The organism is Zhihengliuella flava, from assembly GCF_015751895.1.
Classification (GTDB): domain Bacteria; phylum Actinomycetota; class Actinomycetes; order Actinomycetales; family Micrococcaceae; genus Zhihengliuella; species Zhihengliuella flava.
Genome location: NZ_JADOTZ010000001.1, coordinates 2788781 through 2811505 on the forward strand (window position 1 = coordinate 2788781; position 22725 = coordinate 2811505).

A 22725-nucleotide genomic window follows, 5' to 3' on the forward strand; every position below is an offset into this window, starting at 1 on the left:
ACCATGGCGTCGGCCCCGGACGTGGAGACCTTCCGCGTCCGGGGCCGACGTCGTGTGGCGTGAGTGCGTCGCGGCGATGGCCTAGGCGCCGGCCGCCGGCTGGGTCATGGTCAACAGGCGCGCAAAAATCGCCGCACCATCATCGGCGATCCCGTCGTGGTGGAAGGCATCCGTTTCCCAGACTTTGAGGCCACGAACCCGCCCGGCCGTTTCCAGGCTGAGGTCGCGGTCCACGTAGACGTCGTCCGTGTAGACGGCGGCGGCGACTGGCACCGTGTTGGTCGCCAAGACGTCGAGATCGTAGAGGTCCTCCCAATCGTTCACCGCGTTGAGGGCCTCCGCGACGCCGCGCAGCGGTGCCAGCGCGGGGTCATACTCAAAGAACCAGTCGAACACCATTTCGCCGGTGAGCAGCGGCTGCTCGGCATCCGGGAGGAAGTCCGGGAACTCCTCGGCCACGCGCTGGGCCGCCCACGCGGTCTCCACGCGGCCGTCGTCGCTCACGCCGAGGGTGGATTGACCGTAGATCGACTCATGCATCAGGGCGTACAGCGGGTTCGCCGCGCGGGAGGCTTGCTGGTGGAGGGCGTCGAGGAACGCGTCGGACAGGCGCGGTCCGTCCACCGTCTCAACGAAGGCCTGTTCCAGCGTATGGTGCAACGCGTGGACGCGCGTGTTTCCACCGAAGTGATTGCCGAGCATTTGCACCACACCGCGCGTGACGGGGCGCCCATCGGGCAGCTGCTCGGAGACCTGATCCACGTGGGCAAACACGCGGTCAAGAGTCACCCGGTCCTCGGGGTACCAGCCGAAATACTCGGCGGCGCGTGCCGCCATGCGCGGGTAGGTGTGCCGATAGATACGCTCAGCGTGGCCGGTGAGCGCGGCCAGCCCTCCGGTGACGAGGCAGCGCTCGAGCCCCTCTGGCGCCAACGAGAGGTAGGTCAGCGTGATGAACCCGCCGTAGCTCTGGCCCAGGGTGCTCCACCGTTCGAGGCCGAGCGCGCGGCGCAGTGCTTCGGCGTCGTGCACGATCGAGTCGGCGCGGAAGTGGCGCAGGTAGGCGACCTGGGCGTCCACGTCCCCGCGTAGCGGCAGGCTCTGCCGGTTGATCGGAGAGCTGAGCCCCGTCCCGCGCTGATCCATGAGGATGACGCGGAAGGATTTGGCGGCCTCGCCGATCCACCCTGAGAGGCTCGTGACGCGCGGGCCGGCACCGCCGGGACCGCCCTGCAGGTACAGCAGGTAGGGCAATTGCTCTGCGTCAGGAACCTCGGTCGAGACGAGCTCGCGGGCAAAGAGGGTGATCTGCTCGCCCTCGGGATGGGCGTAGTCCACCGGCACGTCGAGATAATGCTCGGTCGCTCGGAGGCCGCGGTAGGTATGCGTGGCGGCAATGCGGTGGCCCATCAGGATTCCTCACTCGTGGTCGAGGCGGCGCGCGCGGCGGATGGCGCTGTGGCGGCTACCGCTGCCAAGGCGTCGCCGTCCAGCCGGCGTGTGGTCCAATCCGTCAGTGCGCTAGCCCCCAGCGCGTCGTAAAAGCCAAGTGCAGGCTCGTTCCAGTTGAGGACTTGCCATTCCAAGCGGGCATAATCGCGATCGACCGCGATGGCGGCCAGCGTCGACAGCAGATTTCGCCCGTGCCCGCCGCCGCGAGCCTCCTCACGCACATACAGATCCTCAAGATGGATCCCGTGGACGCCCTCCCACGTCGAGTACGTGAGGTACCAGATGGCCATGCCGACGATGTGTGGTTCGCCCGCGCCCGTATGGTCCTCCGCAACGTGCGCAAAGACTGTGGGGTGAGGGCCGAAGAGGTGTTCGTGCAGCAGCGCGCCGGTATTCTTCACGGCATCCGGCTCCCGCTCATACTCGGCGAGGTCGGTGATCATCGCCAGCAGGACGGGGACGTCGCGCGGCTCGGCGGCTCGAATGTGAGATGCAGTGTCAGGCATGCTCTCTTTCCTATGCGATTCGGTGGGCTGGAGCAAGCGGGCGCGGCGATGAGGAGAACCGGCTGAGGCCACCCGCGCGCCTAGAGGGGAAACCGGCCCGTGGAACGGTCCCACACGTTAACGGCGGTCGAGACCAGCAGGGCAGAGCCCAACATGTGCAACAACACCAGCCCGATGGGCAGGCCAGTGAAGTGCTGCCAGTACCCCAATCCGGCTTGGGCCAGCAGGACGGCAAGGAGCAGGACGAGTCCGGTGCGCAGTCGCCGCGTCGCGGCGTCGGGTTGAGCGCGCGCGAAGATCAGCACGGTGAGAACCACGGTCGCTGCCAGCAACACGTACACCGGCGCCGTATGCAGCCGGGTAACGATCTCAGCGTCGAAGGGGTGACGAGGACTGGAGGCATCGCCAGCATGCGGTCCCGTACCGGTGACCACCGTGCCCAGAACGACGGCGGCCGCCGCGGAGACGAGCATGATCCACGCAGCGGGCCGGGACCCAAGGGGCACTCTGGGTGGGGCGACGGTGTCATCCTGCCGCAGGTACATCGCCGTCCGGTTAACGAGCAGCGTCGCAAAGCCGACGACGGTCGCGGACACGATGAAGTGGAGGCTTACGATCCATGGATTGAGGTCCGTCCACACGGTGATCCCACCGATGAGTGCCTGCGCGGGGATCACGCAGAACAGGCCGATGGCGAGCCGGAAAATCACCGGATGAGTTCGGCGCATGTTCCACACGGCAACAATCATCGCGACGGCGATCGCGCTGAGGACAAAGGTCAACGTCCTATTGCCGAACTCAATGACCCCGTGGATGCCCATTTCCGGGGTCGGCGTCATGGAGCCGGGCACGCAGTGGGGCCACTCGGAACAGCCGAGGCCAGACTCGGTGAGCCGGACGGCGCCACCGGTGACGATGATGCCAATCTGTGAAATGAGGGAGGCAATCGCCAGCGCATGGACGCCGCGGCCAACGCGGGTCGGGAGCCGGCGGGTCCACGAGGAGGTCTGGGTCATGATGTTTTCAGTGCCTTTCATGGATTAAGTCCACTTGAACCAGCGGGAGGCCGCCACGGAGGCGAGCACGGCCCATAGGGCGAGGAGCGCGACGTCCCCGACGGCAAAGCCGCCGTCGAGTAGGGCCGTGCGCATGGCGTCACCGAGTGCGGCCGAGGGCAGGGCCGCGACAATGCTCGCCAGGGCGCCAGGCAGCTGACTGCCGGGGATGAGGATGCCGCCCCCGGCTGCGAGCAGGACCCACGCGAGATTAGTGATGGCCAGTGTGGCCTCCGGCCGCACGGTTCCCGCAATGAGCAGCCCGAGCGAGGTGAACGCTCCCGAGCCGAGCACGAGCAGCCCTAGCGCGATGAGGCAACCCACCGGGTCCGGTCGCCACCCGAGGGCCACGGCGGTACCGCCGACGACGACGAGCTGTACTCCAAGGACCGCCAGAACGGCCAGCGCCTTGCCGAAGATCAGCCCCGCGCGTCCCAAGGGCGTGGTGGAGAGAAAGGTCAGCACGCCGTAGCGGCGGTCAAACCCCGTGGCGATACCCTGACCCGTGAACGCCGTCGACATCACGCAGAGCGCCAGAACGCCCGGCGCCGCGGCGTCGATCCGCGAAGGGCCGATCCCATCGAGGAGGTCAACCAAGGTCAGGGCCACGAGGGCCAGCAGCGGCAGGACGACGGCGAGGACGAGTTGTTCGCCGTTGCGGAGCATGAGGGCCGTTTCGTAGCGGCCCTGATGAATGACGCGGGCCAGCAGGGACGCGGCATTCGGGCCAGAGTGCGGCAAGTAGAGGCTCACGCCCCCTCCTCCTTCGTGGTTGCAAGGTCAAGAAAGACGTCTTCGAGCGTGCGGGCCTGCAGAGTGAGCGAGGACGGGAGCACCTCCTGATGGGCCAGCCACGCGGTGGCCGCGGCGAGGTCCGCAGCGGTATGCAGGCCGGTGATGCGGTAGTGGTCTCCGTCGCGGCGCGTAAGGGTCAACCCGGTCGAGGAGTGCAGCGAATCGGCGTTAAGCGGGGCATTGGTGGTTAGATCCACGATGCGTGATTCGCTCGCGGCGCTGGCCGTGAGCTCCGCAACTGTTCCTTCGGCGACATTGCGGCCGGAATCGATGATGTACACGTAATCGGAGAGGCGCTGAGCGTCATCCATGAGGTGCGTCGTCAAGATGATGGCCAAGCCGGCTTCGCGGAGCTCGCCGATGAGCTCGAACACCGTGTGACGGGACTGGGGATCGAGGCCAGCGCTGGGTTCGTCGAGAAAAATGACCTCGGGGCGGCCCACCAGCGCTGCGGCGAGCGCTACTCGCTGCTTTTGCCCGCCGGAGAGTCGCCGAATTGAGGTGGCGGCGAAGTCCTCGATAGCCAGCCGTCGCACCAGCTCGCCGACGTTGGCCGGGTTGCGGTACATTCTGGCGAGATGTCTGAGGAGTGACACAGGTCGAACCGACGGTGGTAGGCCGCCGTCCTGCAGCATGACGCCGACGCGGGAGCGTAGTGCGGCGTTGGCGGACGATGGGTCCTCACCGAGGAGTGTGACGGAGCCGCCGTCAGGCTTCAACAGTCCTTGGGCACAAGCGAGCGTGGTGGACTTGCCGGCACCGTTGGTCCCGAGAAGCGTGGTCACTGAGCCGAAGTCGGCCCTGAGGCTCACGCCATGCAGGACGCGGAGCATGCGGCCATCGAGCGCCGGGACGGGACCGAAGTCTTTCCGGAGCTCGTCAACAATCAAAGCAGTGGATGACGCAGGCACCCGAGCATTCTACGTGACGTAGAGAAGGTGGCCTGCAGTCCGCGAGGCGGAGACGGTGGAGGGCCGGCTGCCACCTGTGAGCAACGACATGCTCGGTGGTCTCTGAGCTAAGGTTCGCCTTGCTAGCCGAGAGCGCCTCAATAAGTCATGATTGTGTTGTGTATTCATCCCAGTCGACGACTCCGGACAACGGCTCCATGACGCCCACGTCCCGGGCACCAGAGACCGAGGAACGCACCCGAGATCGCGTGTTGCAGGCCGTCCTCAAGCAGGGGCCGGTGAGCGCCGCCGAGCTCGGGGAGTCCCTCGGCTTCACCCCTGCCGCGGTGCGCCGACACTTGGACACGCTGAGTAAGCAAGGGCTTGTCGAGGTCAAGCTGGTCGCCAATCAGGCGGGTGGCGCCGGTCGCCCTGCTCGTCGCTACGTCCTCAGCCAGCGCGGTCAAACAAAACTCGGCAACGACTACCTCGATATCGCCACCGAAGCCCTGACGGACCTAGCCCATGTGGCGGGCGAGGACGCGGTCCGGCAATTCGCCGCGCGCCGCTTCGCCGCCATGGAGAAGAAGTATCAGCCGATCGTCGACGCCGCCGGTGACGACGTGGCGGCGCGGGCTGACGCTCTGGCTGGGGCGCTGGCTGACGACGGATTCGTCGGCTATACCCGCGATATCGGCGCGAACCTTCCCGAGGCGCTTCAGGGCATTCAGCTCTGCCAAGGGCATTGTCCCATTCAGGGATTAGCGGGCGAGTTTGATGCGTTCTGTGATGAGGAGACCAAAATTTTTGCGCGGCTGCTCGGCGTGGATGTGCGCCGATTGTCCACGCTCGCCAGTGGCGGCCACGTGTGCACCACTCACGTCCCCGTCGGGCGACATAAGACCCCGCAACGTGCGGAAAAGAGAACTCGAATCAAGATCAACAAGCAGGAGAGGCCGCGATGACGGATCAGATTGCACAGGAGACCGCCGATCCCGGCGTGATCACCGAGATCCTGGAGAAGAATCCGGAGCTCCACGGGATTGGTAACTACGAGTACGGTTGGGCCGACAAGAACGACGCCGGTGCCAACGCCAAGCGCGGCCTAGACGAAGCGGTCGTGCGGGATATCTCGGCCAAGAAGGGCGAGCCCGAGTGGATGCTCGAGATGCGCCTGAAGGGCCTCAAGTACTTCGAGCGCAAGCCGATGCCGACGTGGGGTGCCGACCTGTCCGGCATCGACTTCGACAACATCAAGTACTTCGTTCGTTCGACGGAGAAGCAGGCCACCACGTGGGACGACCTGCCCGAGGACATCAAGAACACCTACGACAAGCTGGGCATCCCGGAGGCGGAAAAGCAGCGCTTGGTTGCCGGTGTGGCCGCGCAGTACGAGTCCGAGGTGGTCTACCACCAGCTGCGTGAGGACCTTGAGAAGCAGGGCGTGATCTTCCTCGACACGGATACGGGCCTGAAGGAGTACCCGGAGATTTTCCAGGAGTACTTTGGCTCCGTCATTCCGGTCGGAGACAACAAGTTCGGTTCGCTGAACACGGCCGTGTGGTCCGGTGGGTCCTTCGTTTACGTTCCCAAGGGCGTTCACGTGGAGATCCCGCTGCAGGCCTACTTCCGGATCAACACCGAAAACATGGGTCAGTTCGAGCGCACCCTCATCATCGCCGACGAGGACTCCTACGTGCACTACATCGAGGGCTGCACGGCGCCGATCTACCAGTCGGATTCCCTGCACTCGGCCGTGGTGGAGATCGTGGTGAAGAAGGGCGCTCGCGTTCGCTACACGACCATCCAGAACTGGTCCAACAACGTGTATAACCTGGTCACCAAGCGCGCGATCTGCGAAGAGGGCGCCACCATGGAGTGGGTCGACGGCAACATCGGCTCGAAGGTCACCATGAAGTACCCGGCCGTCTACCTCGTCGGCGAGCATGCGAAGGGCGAGACCCTCTCGATCGCCTTCGCCGGTGAGGGCCAGCATCAGGACACCGGCTCCAAGATGGTGCACATTGCCCCGAACACGTCCTCGTCGATTGTCGCCAAATCGGTGGCCCGCAACGGCGGACGCTCCGCTTACCGTGGCCTCGTCCAGGTGCGCGAGGGCGCGAAGGGCGTGAAGAACTCGGTGGTCTGTGACGCCCTGCTCGTCGACACGATCAGCCGCTCCGATACCTACCCGTACATCGATGTCCGTGAGGACGACGTGACGATGGGGCACGAGGCGACGGTCTCCCGCGTCTCGGAGGAGCAGCTGTTCTACCTCATGTCGCGTGGCCTCGAGGAAGACGAGGCCATGGCCATGATCGTCCGCGGCTTCGTCGAGCCCATCGCCCGCGAGCTGCCGATGGAATACGCGCTCGAGCTCAACCGCCTCATTGAACTTCAGATGGAAGGATCCGTCGGTTAATCATGACTGATACCGCAACTACACTCTCCGGCGAGAAGGCGCGCATCGGCGCGCCGTCGATCGCAGGATTCACCGAGGAAGGCGAGAACCTCTCCCCGCTGAACGAGTCGAGCTCCCCGATTGGCGGCGACGCGTCGACGGCGCACAGCCACGGCCCGGCCGCTGAGGTGCCGGCGGCGTCGCGCGGTGAACGCCCGACGAGCTACAACCTCGAGGACTTCCCGAAGCTCAACGGCCGTGAAGAAGACTGGCGCTTCACCCCGCTGAAGCGCTTGGGCGGACTGCACAAAGGTGCGCCGACCGGCGCGGCTCCGGCCGTGGCGCTCTCCGGCACGGCGAACGCCACCCTCGAGACCGTGAGCATGGACGACGCCCGCGTGGGCAGTGCCGGTATCCCGGATGACCGCGTTTCCGCCAACGCGTGGAACGCCGCCGCCGAGGCCTCAGTGCTGACGATCGGCGCGGGCGCCGAAGACGTCGAGGCGACGCTGACCATCACGGGCGAGCACCGCGAGGCCGCCGCCCAGCACGTGGTGATCGTGGCCGAGGCCAACTCGAGCGCCGTCGTCGTCCTGGATCACGTTGGCTCCGCTGTGGTTGCTCAGAACGTCGAGATCGACGTGCGTGAGGGTGCCAAGCTGACACTCGTCTCGCTGCAGGCGTGGGAAGACGACTCGATCCACCTGTCCACCCAGCAGGCCGTGGTGGCCAAGGACGCCTACTACAAGCACGTGGCCGTCTCCTTTGGTGGCGATGTGGTGCGCCTGACCCCATCCGCCAAGTTCTCGGCGCCGGGCGCCGAGGCTGAGATGTACGGCCTCTACTACGCGGACGCCGGTCAGCACTTGGAGCACCGGCTCCTCGTGGACCACAACCAGCCCCGCTGCACCTCCAACGTGCTCTACAAGGGCGCGCTGCAGGGCGAGGGCGCGCACACGGTGTGGGTGGGCGACGTGCTGATCCGCAAGAACGCCGAGGGAACCGACTCCTACGAGGCCAACCGCAACCTCGTCCTCACGGACGGCACGCGCGCGGACTCGGTGCCGAACCTCGAAATCGAGACCGGCCAGATCGAGGGTGCTGGCCACGCCAGCACCACGGGCCGCTTCGACGACGAGCACCTGTTCTACCTGATGGCTCGCGGCATCGACGAGAAGACCGCGCGCCGACTCGTGGTCCGCGGCTTCCTCAACGAGATCATCCAAAAGATCGGCGTGACCGACCTCGAAGAGCGCCTCAACGAGACGGTCGAAGCCGAACTGGCTGCCACCGACAACTAGGCCCACGCAGGCCACCCGAATCCAACGAACCCGCCGCGTGTGCGGCTTATCAGGAGAGATACGGACACAATGTCTACTCTGGAAATCAAGGACCTGCACGTCTCGATCGACACCGAATCGGGGCCGAAGGAGATCCTCAAGGGCGTGACCCTGACCATCAAGACCGGCGAGACGCACGCCATTATGGGCCCGAACGGCTCCGGCAAGTCGACCCTGGCCTCCACGATCGCCGGCCACCCGCGCTACAACGTCACCTCCGGCGAGATCCTGCTGGACGGCGAGGACGTGCTGGAGATGGGCGTCGACGAGCGCGCCCGCGCCGGCCTGTTCCTGGCCATGCAGTACCCGGTTGAGGTCCCTGGCGTGACCATGACCAACTTCCTGCGCACGGCCAAGACGGCCATCGACGGCGAGGCGCCGAGCCTGCGGCACTGGACCAAGGACGTCAAGGCGGCCATGGAGAACCTGAAGATCGACGCCGACTTTGCGAACCGCAACGTGAACGAGGGCTTCTCCGGCGGCGAGAAGAAGCGCGTGGAGATTCTTCAGCTGGAGCTGTTCAAGCCGAAGTTCGCCGTGCTCGACGAGACCGATTCGGGCCTCGACGTCGACGCGTTGAAGGTCGTCTCGGAGGGCGTCAACCGAGCCAGCGAAGAGAATGAGATGGGCACCCTGCTCATCACGCACTACACGCGCATTCTTCGCTACATCAAGCCGGACTACGTGCACGTGTTCGTCGACGGCCGCGTCGCCGAACAGGGCGGCCCGGAGCTGGCTGACCAGCTCGAGGAAGAGGGCTACGATCGCTTCCTGGTGAAGGCCTAACCATGAGCGAGGCAACCCAGGGCAGCACGCAGACGCCCCTCGAAGATGTCGAGGAGGCGCTGAAGGACGTGATTGACCCCGAGCTGGGGGTCAACGTGGTGGACCTTGGCCTGTTGTATGGGCTGAAGTACGACGACGAGGGCACGCTCCTCATCGACATGACCCTGACGACGGCGGCCTGCCCGCTGACAGATGTCTTGGAGGAGCAGGTGGCCTCCGCGCTGGACAGCGTCGTGGACGAGCACCGTCTGAACTGGGTCTGGATGCCGCCGTGGGGTCCGGAGCGGATTACCGACGACGGCCGAGACCAGATGCGAGCCCTCGGCTTCAACATCTGAGTCCTCACCCACACAAACGGCGGGCCGGAGCATGGTGCTCCGGCCCGCCGTTTGTGCGTCGCGGCACTGCTTATCCTGGCTGGTCCTCGGAATCGTGATCTGTGAGGCCGCGGGCGGCGAGCGCGTCCCCAGTGCGGTGCGCGTAGTCGATCGCGGAGACGACGACGGGCCCGGCCAGCGCCAACGGATTGCGGCCCAACCCGCGTGCCTTCGCTGCGTCGGAAACGTCGGCGGCGGATTGGGCGATCGCCGGGACGCTGCGCAGCATAACGTTGACCGTCAGCGACGCTGTTTCCGGGCTGCCGCCGATGTAGCGTAGGGGACCGAAGGCCCACGTTAGCCCGTCAAGCAGGACGGACGACGGCGTGGTGAGCAAGAGTAGCCGGGCCGCCTGAAGCGCCGCGAACATTCCCCCCAACACGGCGAAGGCTCGCAAGGCGCCGCCGAGCGGATCGGCGCCACCGCTGGAGGCCAGCCACCACTGGTGGGCGCCCAGAATGGCGAACATCCACCACAGCATGCGCAGTGGCGCCGCCCAGGCGCGGAGCACGAGTCGTCCGGCCAGGGCGAAGAGCAGCACGGTGACTCCAGTGAGGACTGCAGCCACCGCAGGCTCGCGCCAGACGAGGGCCAGAATGCCCACCATCAATACGACGAGGTACTTGGCCCACAGCGGTGCGCGATGAATCACGGACTGTCCGGGCAGGGCCAGACCCAGGGTGGAAAAGCGCGCGCTCACGACGCGGCTCCCAGCGCGAGCGCGCGGTAGGCCTCAAGGCCCGCACCCGCGTCGCCGTCGTAGACCACCGCCCCGGAATCGACCACCAGGACGCGGTCCGCCCGCGCCGCGAAGTCGAGGTCATGCGTTGCATAAATGACCTGCTGCTCCAGCGTGTCGAGCGTTCGCTCGAGCAGGGCCTGATTGCGCAAATCCAGCAAGGTGGTGGGCTCGTCGGCCACGAGCAGGCGCTGTCCCGCGGCGAGGACCGAGGCGAGGGCGACGAGCTGCCGTTCGCCACCGGAGAGGTCAAAGACGCTGCGCTCGGCGAGATGGGAGATGCCGAGGGCGGACAAGGTGGCGAGGGCGCGGCTTCGCCGCTCCTGCCGGTCCTTGACGGTCGCCTTCAGGGATAGCTCGACGTCCTCGACCACCACCGGCATGACTAGTTGGGCCGCAGGATCGGTAAAGAGAAAACCGGTCAGGCGACGCACACGCTTTGGCTCCGCGGTCGTGCTGTATCCGCCGACTCGCACCTCACCCGCGGTCGGGCGTACGAGCCCGTTGATGAGTTTGAGCAGGGTGGACTTACCGGAGCCGTTCGCGCCGACGACGGCAATGCGCGGTTCCGTCAGGGACAAGGTGGTCGGTGCCAGCAGGGTGCGTCTGGCGGCCTCGCCCCCAGCGTGGTCTTCGACGCTGACAGTGGCGGCGTCGAACTCAACACCGATCTCGGTCATACCTCTAGTAACCCACACCCTGGACTACGCGTGGAAATCGCGGCGAGCCAGGCGTGGAAAGGCCTTGAAGGCTGTCGCCGCAATGGCCGCAGCGAGGAAGCACTTGAGGAGGTCTCCCGGCCAGTACGGCAGGTCGTACAGTGCAGCCTGCGCCAACGGCAGATCCATGACCAGGCTCATGCCGAGGATGCCCAAGGGGTGGGTCGCGATGACCGAGCCGGCAAAGGCGGCGACGAAGAGCCACAGCAGGCGGAAACGGCGCGTTCGGCGCAGGACCAGCGTGGCGAGAGCACCCGTAATCAGCGCGTTGAGCGGGAAAGCGATCAGGTATCCCGCGGTCGGGCCAGCGAGCACGGCGAGGCCGCCGGAGAACTTGGCGAAGATCGGCACCCCAGCGAGGCCCACCACCACGTACAGCAACGCCGCTGTGCTGCCCCGCAGCCCGCCGAGGATCAATCCGCAGAGGGCGACGCCCAAGGTTTGGAGGGTAATCGGTACGCCGAGTGGGCCCACGGGGATGGCGGGGATGAGCGCCAGCACGGCGATCACGGCAGCGAAGACGGCGATGAGCGCGACGTCGCGTGCCCCCCAGCGAGACTCACGCTGCGGCGCGCTGACAGCGGAACCGGAGACCGGCGTCGTCGGATCGGTGTGATGTGTCACGAAAGCTCCTCTGCGGGGCCACAAGGACCCGAATTGAACGGTGTTCAATGATGGTACACGAGCGAGACTCGCTAGACTGGACCGTCTGTCATTTCCGCGTCCCCGTCGAAAGGAAACCCGCCGGTGATCTCCGTAGCCGACCTCGAATTGCGAGCCGGCGCCCGGCTCCTCATGGACGAGGTGTCCTTCCGCATTGATAATGGCGACAAGATTGGCCTCGTGGGCCGCAACGGCGCCGGCAAAACCACCATGACTCGGGTGCTCGCGGGGGAGGGGGAGCCGGCCGCTGGCACGGTGACCCGCAACGGCAAGATCGGGTACCTCCCGCAGGATCCGAGGACCCCGAACATGGACCAACTGGCGCGGGACCGCATTCTCTCGGCGCGCGGGCTCGACGCCGTCGTCGGCAAGCTGCGGAAGGCGCAGGAGGACATGGCCAGTGAGGACGATGCCGTCCGCGAGAAGGCCATGCGCCGCTACGATCGGCTCGAAGCCGAATTCGTGGCCGGAGGTGGCTACGCCGCCGAGTCCGAGGCCGCGGCGATCTCGAATAATCTGGCGCTGCCCGAGCGCATTCTCAATCAGCCGCTGAAGACGCTCTCCGGCGGACAGCGCCGCCGCGTTGAGCTGGCCCGCATTCTGTACTCGGACGCGGACACCTTGCTGTTGGACGAGCCCACCAACCACCTCGACGCCGATTCCATCACCTGGCTGCGTGAGTTCCTGAAGAATCATCAGGGCGGGCTGCTGGTGATCTCTCACGACACGGACTTGTTGGAGGCCACCGTCAACAAGGTGCTCTACCTCGACGCGATGCGGGCCACGGTGGACGTCTACAACATGGGCTGGAAGCGCTATCAGGACCAGCGCGTGGCTGATGAGGAGCGCCGCCGCAAGGAGCGCGCCACCGCGGAGAAAAAGGCCGCCCAGCTCAAGGATCGGGCCGCCAGGTTTGGGGCCAAGGCCTCCAAAGCCTCCGCCGCCCAGCAGATGGCGGCCCGCGCCGACAAGCTGTTGGCCGGACTCGAGGAGGTGCGTCAGACGGACCGGGTCGCCGCGCTGCGCTTCCCCACCCCTGCACCGTGCGGCAAAACCCCGCTCATGGCGCAGGGCCTGAGCAAGTCTTACGGCTCGCTAGAGATCTTCACCGATGTTTCCCTGGCCATCGATCGCGGTTCCAAGGTGGTCATCCTCGGGCTCAATGGTGCTGGCAAGACGACGCTGCTGCGGATGCTCGCGGGCGTCACCCAACCAGACACCGGGGAGCTGGAGCCAGGCCATGGGCTCAAGATCGGCTACTACGCGCAGGAACACGAGACGCTGGATCACGAGGCGTCCGTGCTGCAGAACATGCGCAACGCCGCGCCGAGCCACTTGGGCGATGCGGAGGTGCGCGGCATCCTCGGCTCGTTTTTGTTCACCGGTGACGACGTGGACAAGCCGGCCGGCGTGCTCTCCGGTGGAGAAAAGACGCGCCTGGCGCTGGCGACGATCGTCGCCTCCAGCGCCAACGTGTTGCTACTCGACGAGCCAACGAACAACTTGGATCCCGCCTCCCGCGCAGAAATCCTCGGAGCGCTGGCTAGCTTTGAAGGCGCCGTGGTCATGGTGAGCCACGATGAGGGCGCCGTCGAGGCGCTCAATCCCGAGCGCGTGGTGTTGCTCCCAGATGGCGACGAAGATTTGTTCAGCGACGAGTACTTGGAGCTCGTGACCCTCGCGTAGCGTCGCGGCCTAGCGTGACCGGGGCAGCTAGCCTCGGCTGCGCTGGTCCTCGAGGGCGTCCAGATAGGCGTCTTCCATCTCCTCGTCCGTGGGGGCGCCATCCCGGCGGGAGGGCGTCTTGCGGCGTGGCGCCCGGTAGGCGGAGTGCTTGACCTCCAGTCCGGCGGCTTCGGCCTCCGCGCGTTCCTCACGATCCTCGCGGTTGATCCGAGCCTGCTGGCGTGCGGCCCAGACGAGGGCGACGAACCCGAGGACGCCGAACGCGAACCACTGCAGGGAGTAGGAGAGGTGATTGCCCTCGTCGAGGACCGGGCGCTCCAGTGCCGCTGGCGTCTCGGCAGCGGCGGGGGACTCAGCGGCCAACGCGCCGTAGGCGCCCGTGGCGACGTCGTATCCCAAGAGTTCCTGAATGTGCGGCAAGTCGATGGACGCGACTTGGCCTTCCGGGGCGCCGCGGTCCAGCGTTGGTTCGCCGGCGCGTAGCCGCGCGGTGACCTCCACGGTCCCCGCTGGCGGGGCTGGGACGGTGTCCGGCCGGCCGGCGTGCTCGTTGCCGATGGGCAACCAGCCTCGATCGATGAGCACGACGTCGCCGCTGTCCGTGCGGAACGGGACCAGGACCTCGTACCCCGGGCGGCCGTTCAGCGGCCGATTGCGGGCAATCAGAGTGTCCTCGGTCAAGTACTCGCCGCGCATCAGGACGGGCGTCCATTCCTGCTGCTCCGGCAGCTGCTCGAAGAAGCCCTCCGCAGCGGAAAAAGCCAGCGGCTCGGCGTCGTAATTGTTCTCGACGATCTGATTGGCGGCCTTGGCCTCATCGAGTCGGTTCATTTGCCAATTGCCGAGTGCGGCGCAGGCCAGCGCGAACACACAGACCAGAGCGAGCCAGCCGAACCAGCGAGTGCTCATCAAAAAGCGGTACACGGGCCTAGGACTCCTTGGGGCCAGATTCCGGGCGGGGGCCTGGGGTAGCGGCGGGGTCAAACGGGACGCTGTCCTTGAACAACCCACGTTGGGTCAGGTAATCCTGCAACCACGCCACGTGGTCCGGGCAGGCGAGCCACTGTTTCCGCCGCTCGGGGGTATGAATGCGCGGGTTGTTCCACAGCAGGGTCCACGCGGCGGCTGCGCGGCATCCTTTGCGGGAACAGGTGGGCTGCTCCGGCCCGTCGGTACCCGCGAGCTGATCGAAAATACTCATGGCTGCTCTCTGCGCTCCTGGCGTGTCTTCGCGTCCGCCGCGGCCGGCGGGTCTTCGTAGAATTCACCCTCCAGCGTGACGGGTCCCTCTTCGGCCGGTTCTGGAGCTGTCAGGGCGTCCTGCGGTGCGTGATCAATGACGCTCGACGCGCCGGATTCGCGGAGGTGGTCACGGCCAGCTCCGTTAGCGACGACGACGGCTACCCAGGGCAGCAGGACCGCGCCGGCGAGGCACACCCAGACGAACCAAGAATCGAGGAAGAAGAAGGCCGCGATGAAGCACACCACACGGATGGCCATCGTCAGCGTGTATTTGAACATGCGCGAGTGCACGTCGACGCTGTGGGACTCGTCGGCCTCCGTGATCTTGTGTGTCTCTGGTTCGCGCATCAGCTCTTTCCTGCAGTTGCTCCGTGACCCATTGTCTCACTGCCGGGTGCGTGGACCAGAATCGGGCGGCGGCCGATAGGATGGCCGCCGAGCAACCATCGACGCGGCCAGCGGAGGTCACCGGGGCCGCACCACAGGAGGATTGACATGTCTGACACGACGGCGCCCGAGCCGCGCTCCGTTCTGATCACCGGCGGCAACCGAGGCATTGGGCTGGCGATCGCCCGCGCCTTCGAGGCGAACGGGGACAAGGTGGCCATCACCTATCGCAGCGGTGACGTCCCCGAGGGCTTGCTGGGCGTGCGCGCCGATGTCACCGACGCGGCGTCGATCGATGCCGCCTTCAGCGAGGTGGAGGCGGAGCACGGGCCCGTTGAGGTCCTCGTGGCCAACGCTGGCGTGACCAAGGACACGCTGCTCATGCGCATGAGCGAGGACGATTTCACCTCGGTACTCGACACGAACTTGGCCGGAGCATTCCGCGTGACCAAGCGCGCCAGCAAGGGGATGCTGAAACTCCGGCGCGGACGGATTGTCCTCATTTCTTCCGTGGTGGGGCTGTACGGGTCTCCGGGGCAGGTGAACTACGCGGCATCTAAGGCCGGGCTGGTGGGCATGGCTCGGTCCATCACGCGCGAGCTCGGTGGCCGCGGAATCACCGCCAACGTCGTGGCACCCGGCTTCATCAAAACGGAGATGACGGCCGCGCTGCCGGAGGACACCCAGAAGAACTACCTGTCCTCCATTCCGGCGAATCGCTTTGCCGAGCCGGACGAAGTGGCCAACGTGGTCCGGTGGGTCTCTTCGCCGGAGGCCGCCTACATCTCGGGCGCGGTCATCCCGGTCGACGGTGGGCTCGGAATGGGCCACTAGCCACCGGACGAACTTGGAGGGTTCCTACAAGCGTCGCGGGCGCCCGGCACTGGCAAAATAGGTCCGGGCGCCCTGCGTGCGTAGGGCTATTTGACGCTTTCCCACAGAAAAAGGAATGAGGAGCCACCATGAGCGAACCAGTTGTTGCGGATCTCAGCGGTCAGACGGCGATCGTCACGGGATCGTCCCGCGGAATCGGCGCGGAGACGGCCAAACTGCTGGCCGCCGCTGGCGCCAACGTCGTGGTCAACTACCGGCAAAAGGCCCCCCGCGCTAACAAAGTGGTCGCGGCGATCGAGGAAGCTGGCGGACGGGCCATTGCCGTGGGCGCGGACCTGACCGCGGATGGCGGGGCGCAGTCGCTGGTCGATGCCGCCGTCGAGCAGTTTGGGAGCGTGGATATTCTGGTCCTCAACGCCTCCGGAGGGATGGAGTCCGGCCTCGGCGAGGACTACGCGCTGCGCCTGAACCGTGACGCCCAGGTCAACATGCTGGAGGCGGCCACGGCCGCGATGCAGCCGGGCGGTCGTGTGGTCTTCGTGACCAGCCATCAGGCGCACTTCATCAAGACGGTGCCCACCATGGACGCCTACGTTCCGGTGGCTCAGTCCAAGCGCGCGGGCGAGGACGCCCTCCGTGAACGCCTCCCGCAGCTTGCTGAGCGGGGCCTGACCTTCGTCGTCGTCTCCGGGGACATGATCGAAGGCACCATCACCGCCACGCTGCTGGATCGATCCACGCCGGGGGCCATCGAGGCCCGCCGCGAGGCCGCTGGCAAGCTCTACTCCGTCGAGGAGTTTGCCGCCGAGGTCTCTGCCATGGTTACTGCCGACGTCGAACACGGCCACACCGAGTACGTCGGTGGCGCGGAGGACTTCCTGGCCGCCGGCCAGTAATCCGTAACGCCCGTCCGGGCAGACCGGCTTCCAGTCACGAGGGGCCGCCAGCGAGTCGATCGCTGGCGGCCCCTCGCCGTTGCTGCACCGATGATGACGAGCGAGACCGGTTAGGAGTCGTCGTCGGCGTTGTCGTCCTCGTCCTCGCTCGGTGGCGGCCCGCAGACGACCTCGTGCCACGGGGCATAGGTCCACGTCAGGGTCTCGCGCGGCAGCGATTCATCAGCGGAAACGCGAGTCCGCGTGTTGGTGACGGTGAAACCACGCTGTCCGCCGGACTCGGAGACGCATTCGTCGGCCTCGTTGTACTTGGTCTCCGGTTCGGTGAAGTTGTAGTGCTCGCTGGTCGAGGTGGTTACGTCCCAGTACTTGGTGCCCCACAGCCGCGTGTACACGCGGTCGTCGCCGACCCAGGCCTGAATCATCACGGCCGTGTCCGTGTTGTTCTTCCACTTCATGTCGATCTGCCCCTCCCAGAGGGTGGACTCGCGTCCAGCGGGGTAGCGCTCGAACCAGCGGGAGTGCGGCCGGTGCTCGACGTCGTCGTAGCCGGCCAACCAGCCCACGTTGAACATCTGCGTCGAGATTTGGGACAGCCCCCCGCCGAGGGCGGTGGTGGAGAACCCCTCCTCGACGACGCCCGATTCGAAGTAGCCGTTCTCCTTCGTGATCGGGCCCAAGACCTCGATGAGGGAGAACGTCTCTCCGGGCTCGACGATCACGCCGTTGAGCTTGCGCTGGCCGGCCTCGAGATTCTGCGTGCGCACCGAATCGTACTGTGGGTAGGGCGTGGAGAACGTCAGAATCTCCTCGTCAATGCCCCAGGCCTCGGCGTCCTCGGTGGTGAAGTCCGGCTCGGTGACCTCGGCCTCGACGACGGCGGAGCGCTCCTCCGTGGTCGACGCGGCGACGATCTTTTCACTGAGGCCCTCAGGATTCACGCGCAAGCCCGTGGTGGACTTGATGATGGTGGGCCGGCTGTCCTCGAGAACCACCTGCGCGTTCTTCGCTTCGAGGCCCAGTTCAGGGTTGTCCTGGCCGACTGATTCGACGATTTTTTCCTCATCCAGTTCCAACCGCACCTGCCCGTTGTCGGCAACGAACGTGGCGCTGTTGGCCAACAGCTGTGGAGAGAGCTCCGCGGATTGTTCCTCGGCCCGGATGGTGATGGGATCCGCGACGAGCGGCTCGGCCAGGTCAGTCACGGCGCGTTCAAACTCGGCGGCGGAGACCTCGGGCGGCGTTTCGGTGGTGGGCAAGTCGATGGGTGCGGCCGCGTCGAACCAACGCTCAACGACGGTTCCGAACGCGGCGTCCTGAGCCACCTGGGCACCGGCCATCGGCTCTGTGATCACCGGTTCAATCTCGTTGAAGCCCAACGCACCCTCCGTGGGGGCCACGTCGAGCGTTTCGGCGGCTGTGGTCAGCGCCGCTCGCAACGCGTCGTCGTCCACGGCTTGTTCCGGCGCGATCTCCGATCCGCCGACCACGTGCTGCCAGAGCACCAGTGGATCCAGCGTGAATTCGGTGTAGGGGTGGATGGTCGCGGGTAAGTCCAGTTCCAGCCCCGCCTGCGCCGGGTCGATCGTCACGGTCTCCGCGTTGGCCGTCAGCTCAACGTCGCGTTCGGCTAAGGGCCCGAGCTCCGATTCCAAGCGGTCCACGGCGGCCTGAGACGCCAAACCGCCGACGTCGACCCCGTGCACGGTGGTCCCGTGCGGCACCTGCCCACTGAGCGCGACGGCGGCTAGGGCGTAGCCGCCCGCCAGCACGACGGCCGTGGAACCGCCGATGAGCCATCCTTTGGCGGCGCGGCTCAGAGTCTTGCGTTGTGACGTCACGTGCGTTCAGTGCTTTCCGTTGCTGGTGTGTGACGCGCCGGAGAGGGCGCACCAAGCTCCAAGACTAACGGCAGCGGGTGTCATCTGAGCCCCGCGCCGGGGCGCAGGCCACGGGTTGTTATCGGATTGTGCTAGAGGCGACGTCGACGCCGGCGTACACGCCCAGCAGGTCCAAGCGGGGCAGGTCGATGCGGGCGTCGGCGGCGACGGCGAGGGCCGGTTTGGCGCAGTAGGCCACACCCAGCCCTGCGGCGGACACCATGTCGAGGTCATTCGCTCCGTCGCCGGCCGCGATCGTCGCGGAGAGCTCCAGCCCGTGCTCGGCCGCCCAAGCACGCAGGTGCCGTTCCTTGGCTTCGCGGTCCACGACGTCACCGACGACCCGCCCGGTGAGGCGTCCTTCGATGACCTCCAATTCGTTGGCCAGCGCGTGGTCCAGGTGAAGCTCCTCCGCCCAGGGCGCCAGGATCTGTTGGAACCCGCCGGAGACGACGGCAACGATATGACCCGCTGCTTTGAAGGCCCGCACCAGCTCACGCGCGCCGGGGGAGAAAGCCACACGCTGGCGCACCTCGTCGATCACCGCCGCGTCGAGGCCCGCGAGGGCTTTCACGCGTGCGTGCAGCGATTCGGCGAAGTCGAGCTCTCCGCGCATGGCGGCCTCGGTCACCTCGGCGACCTCCGCTTCGCGCCCCGCGTGTGCTGCCAAGAGCTCGATGACTTCCTGCTGAATCAGCGTCGAGTCCACGTCCATGATGAGGAGCTTGGTGTCGGCGCGAGTCAGGGCCGCGGGGACGACGGCGACCGTCTCACCCGACCGTCCGGCCCCTCCATCGTCCTGCGGCGTCGGGACCCCCGAGTCGGCCAGCGCGGCGTCAACGGCGGCGCGTAGCGCCGGCACCTCGGCACCGGTGATGGCGAGGCGCTCCCCGGCGAATCGGGGCGCGGGAGCGTGCGTGGCGTCGTCGGACACGTCCGGGCACTGAACCGCGCTCACCTCGACGACGGTACCCACCGCCGAGAGCGCCGCCTGAAGGGCTGCCGAAGTGAGAGCCGCGGGGGAATCGGCGGGGTGGACGTGGACGACGTGAGCGGTGATCTCCATGCCGCCATTTTCCGTGGGGCAGGCAGCGTGGGGCAAAAGGCGAACCGATCATGACGGGCCCCGCACGTCGGGTGGGCGAAAAGCGCGCCGCTGGCCTAGTGTTTTCACCATGAGTGACGTGTTGGATTTTGCCGCTGTTTCCGTGCGCCGGGGCGGCAAGACGCTGTTGGACGGGATCGACTGGACGATTAAGGAAGGCGAGCGCTGGGTGGTGCTCGGCCCCAACGGCGCCGGCAAGACGACGCTGATGCAGATCGCGGGGACGCGTATGCACCCCAGCTCGGGAACGGCCACCATCTTGGGTGAGAAGCTGGGTCGGGTGGACGTCTTTGAGCTGCGCCCGCTGATCGGCCTGTCCTCGGCCGCACTCGCCGCGCAGATCCCGGAGCAGGAAACCGTCCTGAACGTCGTGGTCACCGCCGCCTACGGCGCCACCGGCCGCTGGCGCGAGGAATACGAGAAGCTCGACGAGCGCCGCGCCTTCCACTTGCTGCACGAATGGGGCATGTCCACGCTGATCAACCGCCCTTTTGGCTCCCTGAGCGAGGGGGAGCGCAAGCGGGTTCAGATTGCCCGGGCGCTCATGACGGACCCCGAACTGCTCATCCTTGACGAGCCGGCCGCCGGGCTGGACCTCGGCGGGCGCGAAGACCTCGTCTCCCGACTCGCCACTCTGGCCGCCGACGAGGCCGCGCCGGCCATGGTGCTCGTGACCCACCACCTCGAGGAGATCCCGCCCGGCTTCACGCACGTGCTGATGCTGCGCGAGGGCGGCGTGGTGGCCGCAGGGGAGCTCGGCGCCACCCTGACCGAGGAAAACTTGGCCGCGACGTTCGACGCCGATCTGAAGCTGATCGACAACGGCGGCCGCTACACCGCCCTCGCCCGCTAACAGGGCATGGAGGCCCTGCTGAACTACTGGCAGGAGGCACTGATCCTCCTGTCTGGCCTGTGGGCTGGCACGATCAACACGATCGTCGGCTCCGGATCACTGGTCACCTTCCCCGTGCTGGTGGCCCTCGGCACCGCGCCGGTCAACGCGATCGTCTCCAACGCGATGGGCTTGGTGGCCGGCGGCTTCTCCGGTGCGTGGGGGTACCGCCGCGAAGCCCGCAGCGTCTCGAAGACCCTGCTGAAACTCCTGCCCGTCTCCCTCGTGGGCGGGCTCGTGGGCGCCTACCTGCTGCTGCACCTTCCCGAGTCGGTGTTCGACGTCGTTGCCCCCGTGCTGATCGTCGTTGCCATTGCGCTCGTGCTCTTTCAGCCCAAGCTCTCGGCGTGGGCCAAGCGGCGTTCCGGGACCGAGCACGTCCACCCTGAGCTGGCCGACCGCCAACGGCTCCCGATCGTTTTGTACGTGTTGGTTTTCCTGACCGGCGTCTACGGCGGCTATTTCACGGCCGCGCAGGGCGTGCTGCTTATGGGCATCCTCGGTGTGTTCTTCCACGGCACGCTGCAGCAGTCCAACGCCATCAAGGTGATCCTGTCCCTCGGCGTGAATCTCATCGCTGCGATCTCCTACCTCTTGTTCGCCTTCGAGCGGATCGACTGGATCATCGTCGCCCTCATCGCGGTCGGTTCGCTCATCGGCGGGTTTGTCGGTGCCAAGATCGGCCGGCGGCTCTCGCCGGCGTGGTTGCGCGGCGTCATCGTCGTGCTGGGCGTGCTCGCGCTCGTGAACATGATCGGTCGCCTGGTGACCGGGGCATGATCGTCGACCTCACTCCGGCCGAGGGTGAGGCGTACGATCCGGCGTCGGATCCGCGCGTCGCCGACTACCTGGCCATGTCCGACGCGGCGCTGCGGCAGGCCGCCGACCCGGCCGCTGGCCGCTACATCGCCGAATCCACCACCGTGGTGCGCCGCGCCGTTGCCGCTGGGCACGCTCCGCGCAGCTTCTTCTTCGCCCGCAAGCACCTCCCGGCGCTCGCCGACCTGTTGGAGCAGTTCCCGGACGTCCCGGCGTATGTGGGCGAGCCCGAGCTGCTCGAGCGAATCGCCGGTTTCCACCTGCATCGCGGCGCCCTCGCCGCGATGCAGCGCCCGGCCCCGCTCGACCTCGAGGCCGTCCTGCGGGACGCCCGCCGCGTGGCGATCCTTGAGGACGTTGCTGACCACACCAACGTCGGCGCGATCTTCCGCTCGGCCTCGGCCCTCGGCGTCGATGCCGTGCTCATCACGCCGCGGTGCGCGGATCCGCTCTACCGCCGGGCGATCCGCGTCTCGATGGGGACGGTGTTCCAGATCCCGTGGGTGCGGTTGGGCCCGTGGCACGAGGCCGTGGCGCACCTGCGCGCGGCCGGGTTCACCCTGGCCGCGCTTGAGGTGACGGACGCGGCCCAGTCGGTCGACGTCGTCGCGGCGGAGAACCACGAGCGGCTGGCCCTCATCCTAGGCACGGAGGGCGCTGGCGTCTCCGAGCGGGCGCTGGCGGACTCCGATGTGCAGGTGGTCATTCCGATGGCGGCCGGTGTCGATTCGCTCAATGTGGCGGCGGCCTCGGCGGTTGCGTTCTGGGAGCTCCGCTCCCGCTAGCTACCGTGCAGGACTTGGGCGAGCATGACGAGGATGCCGCTCGGCCCGCGCAGGTACGTCAGCTTGTAGACCCCCTGATAGTTGGCCACCCCGCGCAGGGGATAGCAGCCGTGCCGCGCCGCGACCTCGAGCGCCGCGTCGAGGTCATCGACGGAGAACGCGACGCGGTGCATGCCCATCTCGTTCGGACGCGTCGGTTCGGTCTCGATCGCCTCCGGGTGAAGAAATTCGATAGGCTCCACGCGGCCGGCGCCATCGGGTGTGCTGAGCACGGCGATCTTTGCGTGGTTGCCGTCCAGACCCACGGCCGTCTCCGCCCACTCACCGCTCACCGTATCTCGGCCGGCGACCTCGAGTCCCAGATCGGTAAAGAAGGCGATGGCCTCTTCTAGATCCCGTACGGTGATCCCGACGTTTTCGAGTGTGATGCCCATGGTCGGAAGGGTACTCCTGTCCGTGCAGGCTGGCGAGGGGTC

25 protein-coding genes are annotated in these 22725 nt (G+C 66.7%); 11 read left to right on the top strand and 14 right to left on the bottom strand.

The features are described 5' to 3' along the window. Positions 1 to 81: 81 nt before the first annotated feature. The 5 genes from IW252_RS12770 to IW252_RS12790 all read right to left on the bottom strand — a co-directional run bounded on the left by IW252_RS12770 (position 82) and on the right by IW252_RS12790 (position 4719). The gene (locus tag IW252_RS12770) at positions 82 to 1410 is read right to left on the bottom strand and encodes an alpha/beta fold hydrolase (RefSeq protein WP_196836904.1); all 1329 of its coding nucleotides are present in this window, start codon (positions 1408 to 1410) and stop codon (positions 82 to 84) included. Next, positions 1410 to 1958 carry a GNAT family N-acetyltransferase gene (locus tag IW252_RS12775; protein WP_231366013.1) on the bottom strand — a complete coding sequence of 183 codons (549 nt, stop codon included), beginning with the start codon at positions 1956 to 1958 and terminating at the stop codon, positions 1410 to 1412. The genes IW252_RS12770 and IW252_RS12775 overlap by 1 nt, the downstream gene beginning before the upstream one ends. Before the next feature lie 80 nt (positions 1959 to 2038). After that, positions 2039 to 2995, bottom strand: coding sequence for a COX15/CtaA family protein (locus tag IW252_RS12780; protein ID WP_231366014.1), 957 nt, complete (start codon positions 2993 to 2995; stop codon positions 2039 to 2041). A 3-nt stretch (positions 2996 to 2998) separates the two neighbouring features. Then, positions 2999 to 3766, bottom strand: coding sequence for an ABC transporter permease (locus IW252_RS12785; protein WP_331271540.1), 768 nt, complete (start codon positions 3764 to 3766; stop codon positions 2999 to 3001). Continuing rightward, positions 3763 to 4719 carry an ABC transporter ATP-binding protein gene (locus IW252_RS12790; RefSeq protein WP_408065775.1) on the bottom strand — a complete coding sequence of 319 codons (957 nt, stop codon included), beginning with the start codon at positions 4717 to 4719 and terminating at the stop codon, positions 3763 to 3765. The genes IW252_RS12785 and IW252_RS12790 overlap by 4 nt, the downstream gene beginning before the upstream one ends. A gap of 197 nt (positions 4720 to 4916) precedes the next feature. Here IW252_RS12790 and IW252_RS12795 point away from each other — a divergent pair, with 197 nt between their 5' ends. The 5 genes from IW252_RS12795 (at position 4917) to IW252_RS12815 (ending at position 9563) form a co-directional block, all read left to right on the top strand. After that, positions 4917 to 5663 (top strand): helix-turn-helix transcriptional regulator, encoded by a 747-nt coding sequence (locus IW252_RS12795; protein WP_196837277.1) that lies wholly within the window; start codon positions 4917 to 4919, stop codon positions 5661 to 5663. Continuing rightward, on the top strand, positions 5660 to 7120 hold the full coding sequence (gene sufB, locus IW252_RS12800) for a Fe-S cluster assembly protein SufB (protein WP_196836905.1): 1461 nt from the start codon (positions 5660 to 5662) through the stop codon (positions 7118 to 7120). Before IW252_RS12795 ends, sufB begins: the two co-directional genes overlap by 4 nt. A gap of 2 nt (positions 7121 to 7122) precedes the next feature. Further along, entirely contained in the window at positions 7123 to 8400 is a 1278-nt protein-coding gene (gene sufD / locus IW252_RS12805; RefSeq protein WP_196836906.1) for a Fe-S cluster assembly protein SufD, read from the top strand. A gap of 69 nt (positions 8401 to 8469) precedes the next feature. Continuing rightward, positions 8470 to 9225 (top strand): Fe-S cluster assembly ATPase SufC, encoded by a 756-nt coding sequence (gene sufC / locus IW252_RS12810; protein ID WP_196836907.1) that lies wholly within the window; start codon positions 8470 to 8472, stop codon positions 9223 to 9225. 2 nt (positions 9226 to 9227) lie between these two features. After that, positions 9228 to 9563 carry a metal-sulfur cluster assembly factor gene (locus tag IW252_RS12815; protein WP_196836908.1) on the top strand — a complete coding sequence of 112 codons (336 nt, stop codon included), beginning with the start codon at positions 9228 to 9230 and terminating at the stop codon, positions 9561 to 9563. 70 nt (positions 9564 to 9633) lie between these two features. Here the strand turns inward: IW252_RS12815 and IW252_RS12820 are convergent, their stop codons facing one another. The 3 genes from IW252_RS12820 to IW252_RS12830 are packed head-to-tail and all read right to left on the bottom strand — an operon-like array spanning position 9634 to position 11684. Beyond that, complete coding sequence (locus IW252_RS12820; RefSeq protein WP_196836909.1) at positions 9634 to 10302, bottom strand: energy-coupling factor transporter transmembrane component T family protein; 669 nt, start codon at positions 10300 to 10302, stop codon at positions 9634 to 9636. Next, the gene (locus IW252_RS12825) at positions 10299 to 11021 is read right to left on the bottom strand and encodes an energy-coupling factor ABC transporter ATP-binding protein (RefSeq protein ID WP_196836910.1); all 723 of its coding nucleotides are present in this window, start codon (positions 11019 to 11021) and stop codon (positions 10299 to 10301) included. The genes IW252_RS12820 and IW252_RS12825 overlap by 4 nt, the downstream gene beginning before the upstream one ends. Before the next feature lie 24 nt (positions 11022 to 11045). Further along, positions 11046 to 11684, bottom strand: a complete 639-nt coding sequence (locus tag IW252_RS12830) for a biotin transporter BioY (protein WP_196836911.1) — start codon at positions 11682 to 11684, stop codon at positions 11046 to 11048. 123 nt (positions 11685 to 11807) lie between these two features. On the opposite strand from IW252_RS12830, the gene IW252_RS12835 reads away from it, so the two are divergent. Beyond that, complete coding sequence (locus IW252_RS12835) at positions 11808 to 13409, top strand: ABC-F family ATP-binding cassette domain-containing protein (RefSeq protein WP_196836912.1); 1602 nt, start codon at positions 11808 to 11810, stop codon at positions 13407 to 13409. 27 nt (positions 13410 to 13436) lie between these two features. On the opposite strand, the gene IW252_RS12840 is transcribed toward IW252_RS12835, so the two are convergent. From IW252_RS12840 to IW252_RS12850, 3 genes are read right to left on the bottom strand one after another with little or no spacing between them, the layout of a single operon-like run. Then, entirely contained in the window at positions 13437 to 14333 is an 897-nt protein-coding gene (locus tag IW252_RS12840; RefSeq protein ID WP_196836913.1) for an SURF1 family cytochrome oxidase biogenesis protein, read from the bottom strand. 4 nt (positions 14334 to 14337) lie between these two features. Then, the gene (locus tag IW252_RS12845) at positions 14338 to 14610 is read right to left on the bottom strand and encodes a hypothetical protein (RefSeq protein WP_196836914.1); all 273 of its coding nucleotides are present in this window, start codon (positions 14608 to 14610) and stop codon (positions 14338 to 14340) included. Further along, positions 14607 to 14999 (bottom strand): DUF3099 domain-containing protein, encoded by a 393-nt coding sequence (locus IW252_RS12850; protein ID WP_196836915.1) that lies wholly within the window; start codon positions 14997 to 14999, stop codon positions 14607 to 14609. The genes IW252_RS12845 and IW252_RS12850 overlap by 4 nt, the downstream gene beginning before the upstream one ends. Before the next feature lie 147 nt (positions 15000 to 15146). Here IW252_RS12850 and fabG point away from each other — a divergent pair, with 147 nt between their 5' ends. After that, positions 15147 to 15872, top strand: coding sequence for a beta-ketoacyl-ACP reductase (gene fabG, locus IW252_RS12855; protein WP_196836916.1), 726 nt, complete (start codon positions 15147 to 15149; stop codon positions 15870 to 15872). A 128-nt stretch (positions 15873 to 16000) separates the two neighbouring features. Then, the gene (locus IW252_RS12860) at positions 16001 to 16768 is read left to right on the top strand and encodes an SDR family oxidoreductase (RefSeq protein WP_196836917.1); all 768 of its coding nucleotides are present in this window, start codon (positions 16001 to 16003) and stop codon (positions 16766 to 16768) included. A 110-nt stretch (positions 16769 to 16878) separates the two neighbouring features. On the opposite strand, the gene IW252_RS12865 is transcribed toward IW252_RS12860, so the two are convergent. Both IW252_RS12865 and serB read right to left on the bottom strand, forming a co-directional pair. Next, positions 16879 to 18609 (bottom strand): VanW family protein, encoded by a 1731-nt coding sequence (locus IW252_RS12865; RefSeq protein ID WP_196836918.1) that lies wholly within the window; start codon positions 18607 to 18609, stop codon positions 16879 to 16881. A 118-nt stretch (positions 18610 to 18727) separates the two neighbouring features. Next, positions 18728 to 19714, bottom strand: a complete 987-nt coding sequence (gene serB, locus IW252_RS12870; RefSeq protein WP_196836919.1) for a phosphoserine phosphatase SerB — start codon at positions 19712 to 19714, stop codon at positions 18728 to 18730. Positions 19715 to 19823: 109 nt separating this feature from the next. On the opposite strand from serB, the gene IW252_RS12875 reads away from it, so the two are divergent. From IW252_RS12875 to IW252_RS12885, 3 genes are read left to right on the top strand one after another with little or no spacing between them, the layout of a single operon-like run. Next, positions 19824 to 20606: an ABC transporter ATP-binding protein gene (locus IW252_RS12875; protein WP_196836920.1), complete on the top strand. Its 783-nt coding sequence runs from the start codon at positions 19824 to 19826 to the stop codon at positions 20604 to 20606. 6 nt (positions 20607 to 20612) lie between these two features. Further along, positions 20613 to 21425 (top strand): sulfite exporter TauE/SafE family protein, encoded by an 813-nt coding sequence (locus IW252_RS12880; RefSeq protein WP_196836921.1) that lies wholly within the window; start codon positions 20613 to 20615, stop codon positions 21423 to 21425. After that, the gene (locus IW252_RS12885) at positions 21422 to 22249 is read left to right on the top strand and encodes a TrmH family RNA methyltransferase (protein WP_196836922.1); all 828 of its coding nucleotides are present in this window, start codon (positions 21422 to 21424) and stop codon (positions 22247 to 22249) included. Before IW252_RS12880 ends, IW252_RS12885 begins: the two co-directional genes overlap by 4 nt. Here the strand turns inward: IW252_RS12885 and IW252_RS12890 are convergent. Further along, positions 22246 to 22683, bottom strand: coding sequence for a VOC family protein (locus IW252_RS12890; protein WP_196836923.1), 438 nt, complete (start codon positions 22681 to 22683; stop codon positions 22246 to 22248). The genes IW252_RS12885 and IW252_RS12890 overlap by 4 nt on opposite strands. Positions 22684 to 22725: the final 42 nt, after the last annotated feature.

Coding starts and splice junctions, on each gene's coding strand:
- IW252_RS12770 (WP_196836904.1), bottom strand. CDS start 1,410: ATGGGCCACCGCATTGCCGCCACGCATACCTACCGCGGCCTCCGAGCG.
- IW252_RS12775 (WP_231366013.1), bottom strand. CDS start 1,958: ATGCCTGACACTGCATCTCACATTCGAGCCGCCGAGCCGCGCGACGTC.
- IW252_RS12780 (WP_231366014.1), bottom strand. CDS start 2,995: ATGAAAGGCACTGAAAACATCATGACCCAGACCTCCTCGTGGACCCGC.
- IW252_RS12795 (WP_196837277.1), top strand. CDS start 4,917: ATGACGCCCACGTCCCGGGCACCAGAGACCGAGGAACGCACCCGAGAT.
- sufB (WP_196836905.1), top strand. CDS start 5,660: ATGACGGATCAGATTGCACAGGAGACCGCCGATCCCGGCGTGATCACC.
- sufD (WP_196836906.1), top strand. CDS start 7,123: ATGACTGATACCGCAACTACACTCTCCGGCGAGAAGGCGCGCATCGGC.
- sufC (WP_196836907.1), top strand. CDS start 8,470: ATGTCTACTCTGGAAATCAAGGACCTGCACGTCTCGATCGACACCGAA.
- IW252_RS12815 (WP_196836908.1), top strand. CDS start 9,228: ATGAGCGAGGCAACCCAGGGCAGCACGCAGACGCCCCTCGAAGATGTC.
- IW252_RS12825 (WP_196836910.1), bottom strand. CDS start 11,021: ATGACCGAGATCGGTGTTGAGTTCGACGCCGCCACTGTCAGCGTCGAA.
- IW252_RS12845 (WP_196836914.1), bottom strand. CDS start 14,610: ATGAGTATTTTCGATCAGCTCGCGGGTACCGACGGGCCGGAGCAGCCC.
- IW252_RS12850 (WP_196836915.1), bottom strand. CDS start 14,999: ATGCGCGAACCAGAGACACACAAGATCACGGAGGCCGACGAGTCCCAC.
- fabG (WP_196836916.1), top strand. CDS start 15,147: ATGTCTGACACGACGGCGCCCGAGCCGCGCTCCGTTCTGATCACCGGC.
- IW252_RS12860 (WP_196836917.1), top strand. CDS start 16,001: ATGAGCGAACCAGTTGTTGCGGATCTCAGCGGTCAGACGGCGATCGTC.
- serB (WP_196836919.1), bottom strand. CDS start 19,714: ATGGAGATCACCGCTCACGTCGTCCACGTCCACCCCGCCGATTCCCCC.
- IW252_RS12875 (WP_196836920.1), top strand. CDS start 19,824: ATGAGTGACGTGTTGGATTTTGCCGCTGTTTCCGTGCGCCGGGGCGGC.
- IW252_RS12880 (WP_196836921.1), top strand. CDS start 20,613: ATGGAGGCCCTGCTGAACTACTGGCAGGAGGCACTGATCCTCCTGTCT.
- IW252_RS12885 (WP_196836922.1), top strand. CDS start 21,422: ATGATCGTCGACCTCACTCCGGCCGAGGGTGAGGCGTACGATCCGGCG.
- IW252_RS12890 (WP_196836923.1), bottom strand. CDS start 22,683: ATGGGCATCACACTCGAAAACGTCGGGATCACCGTACGGGATCTAGAA.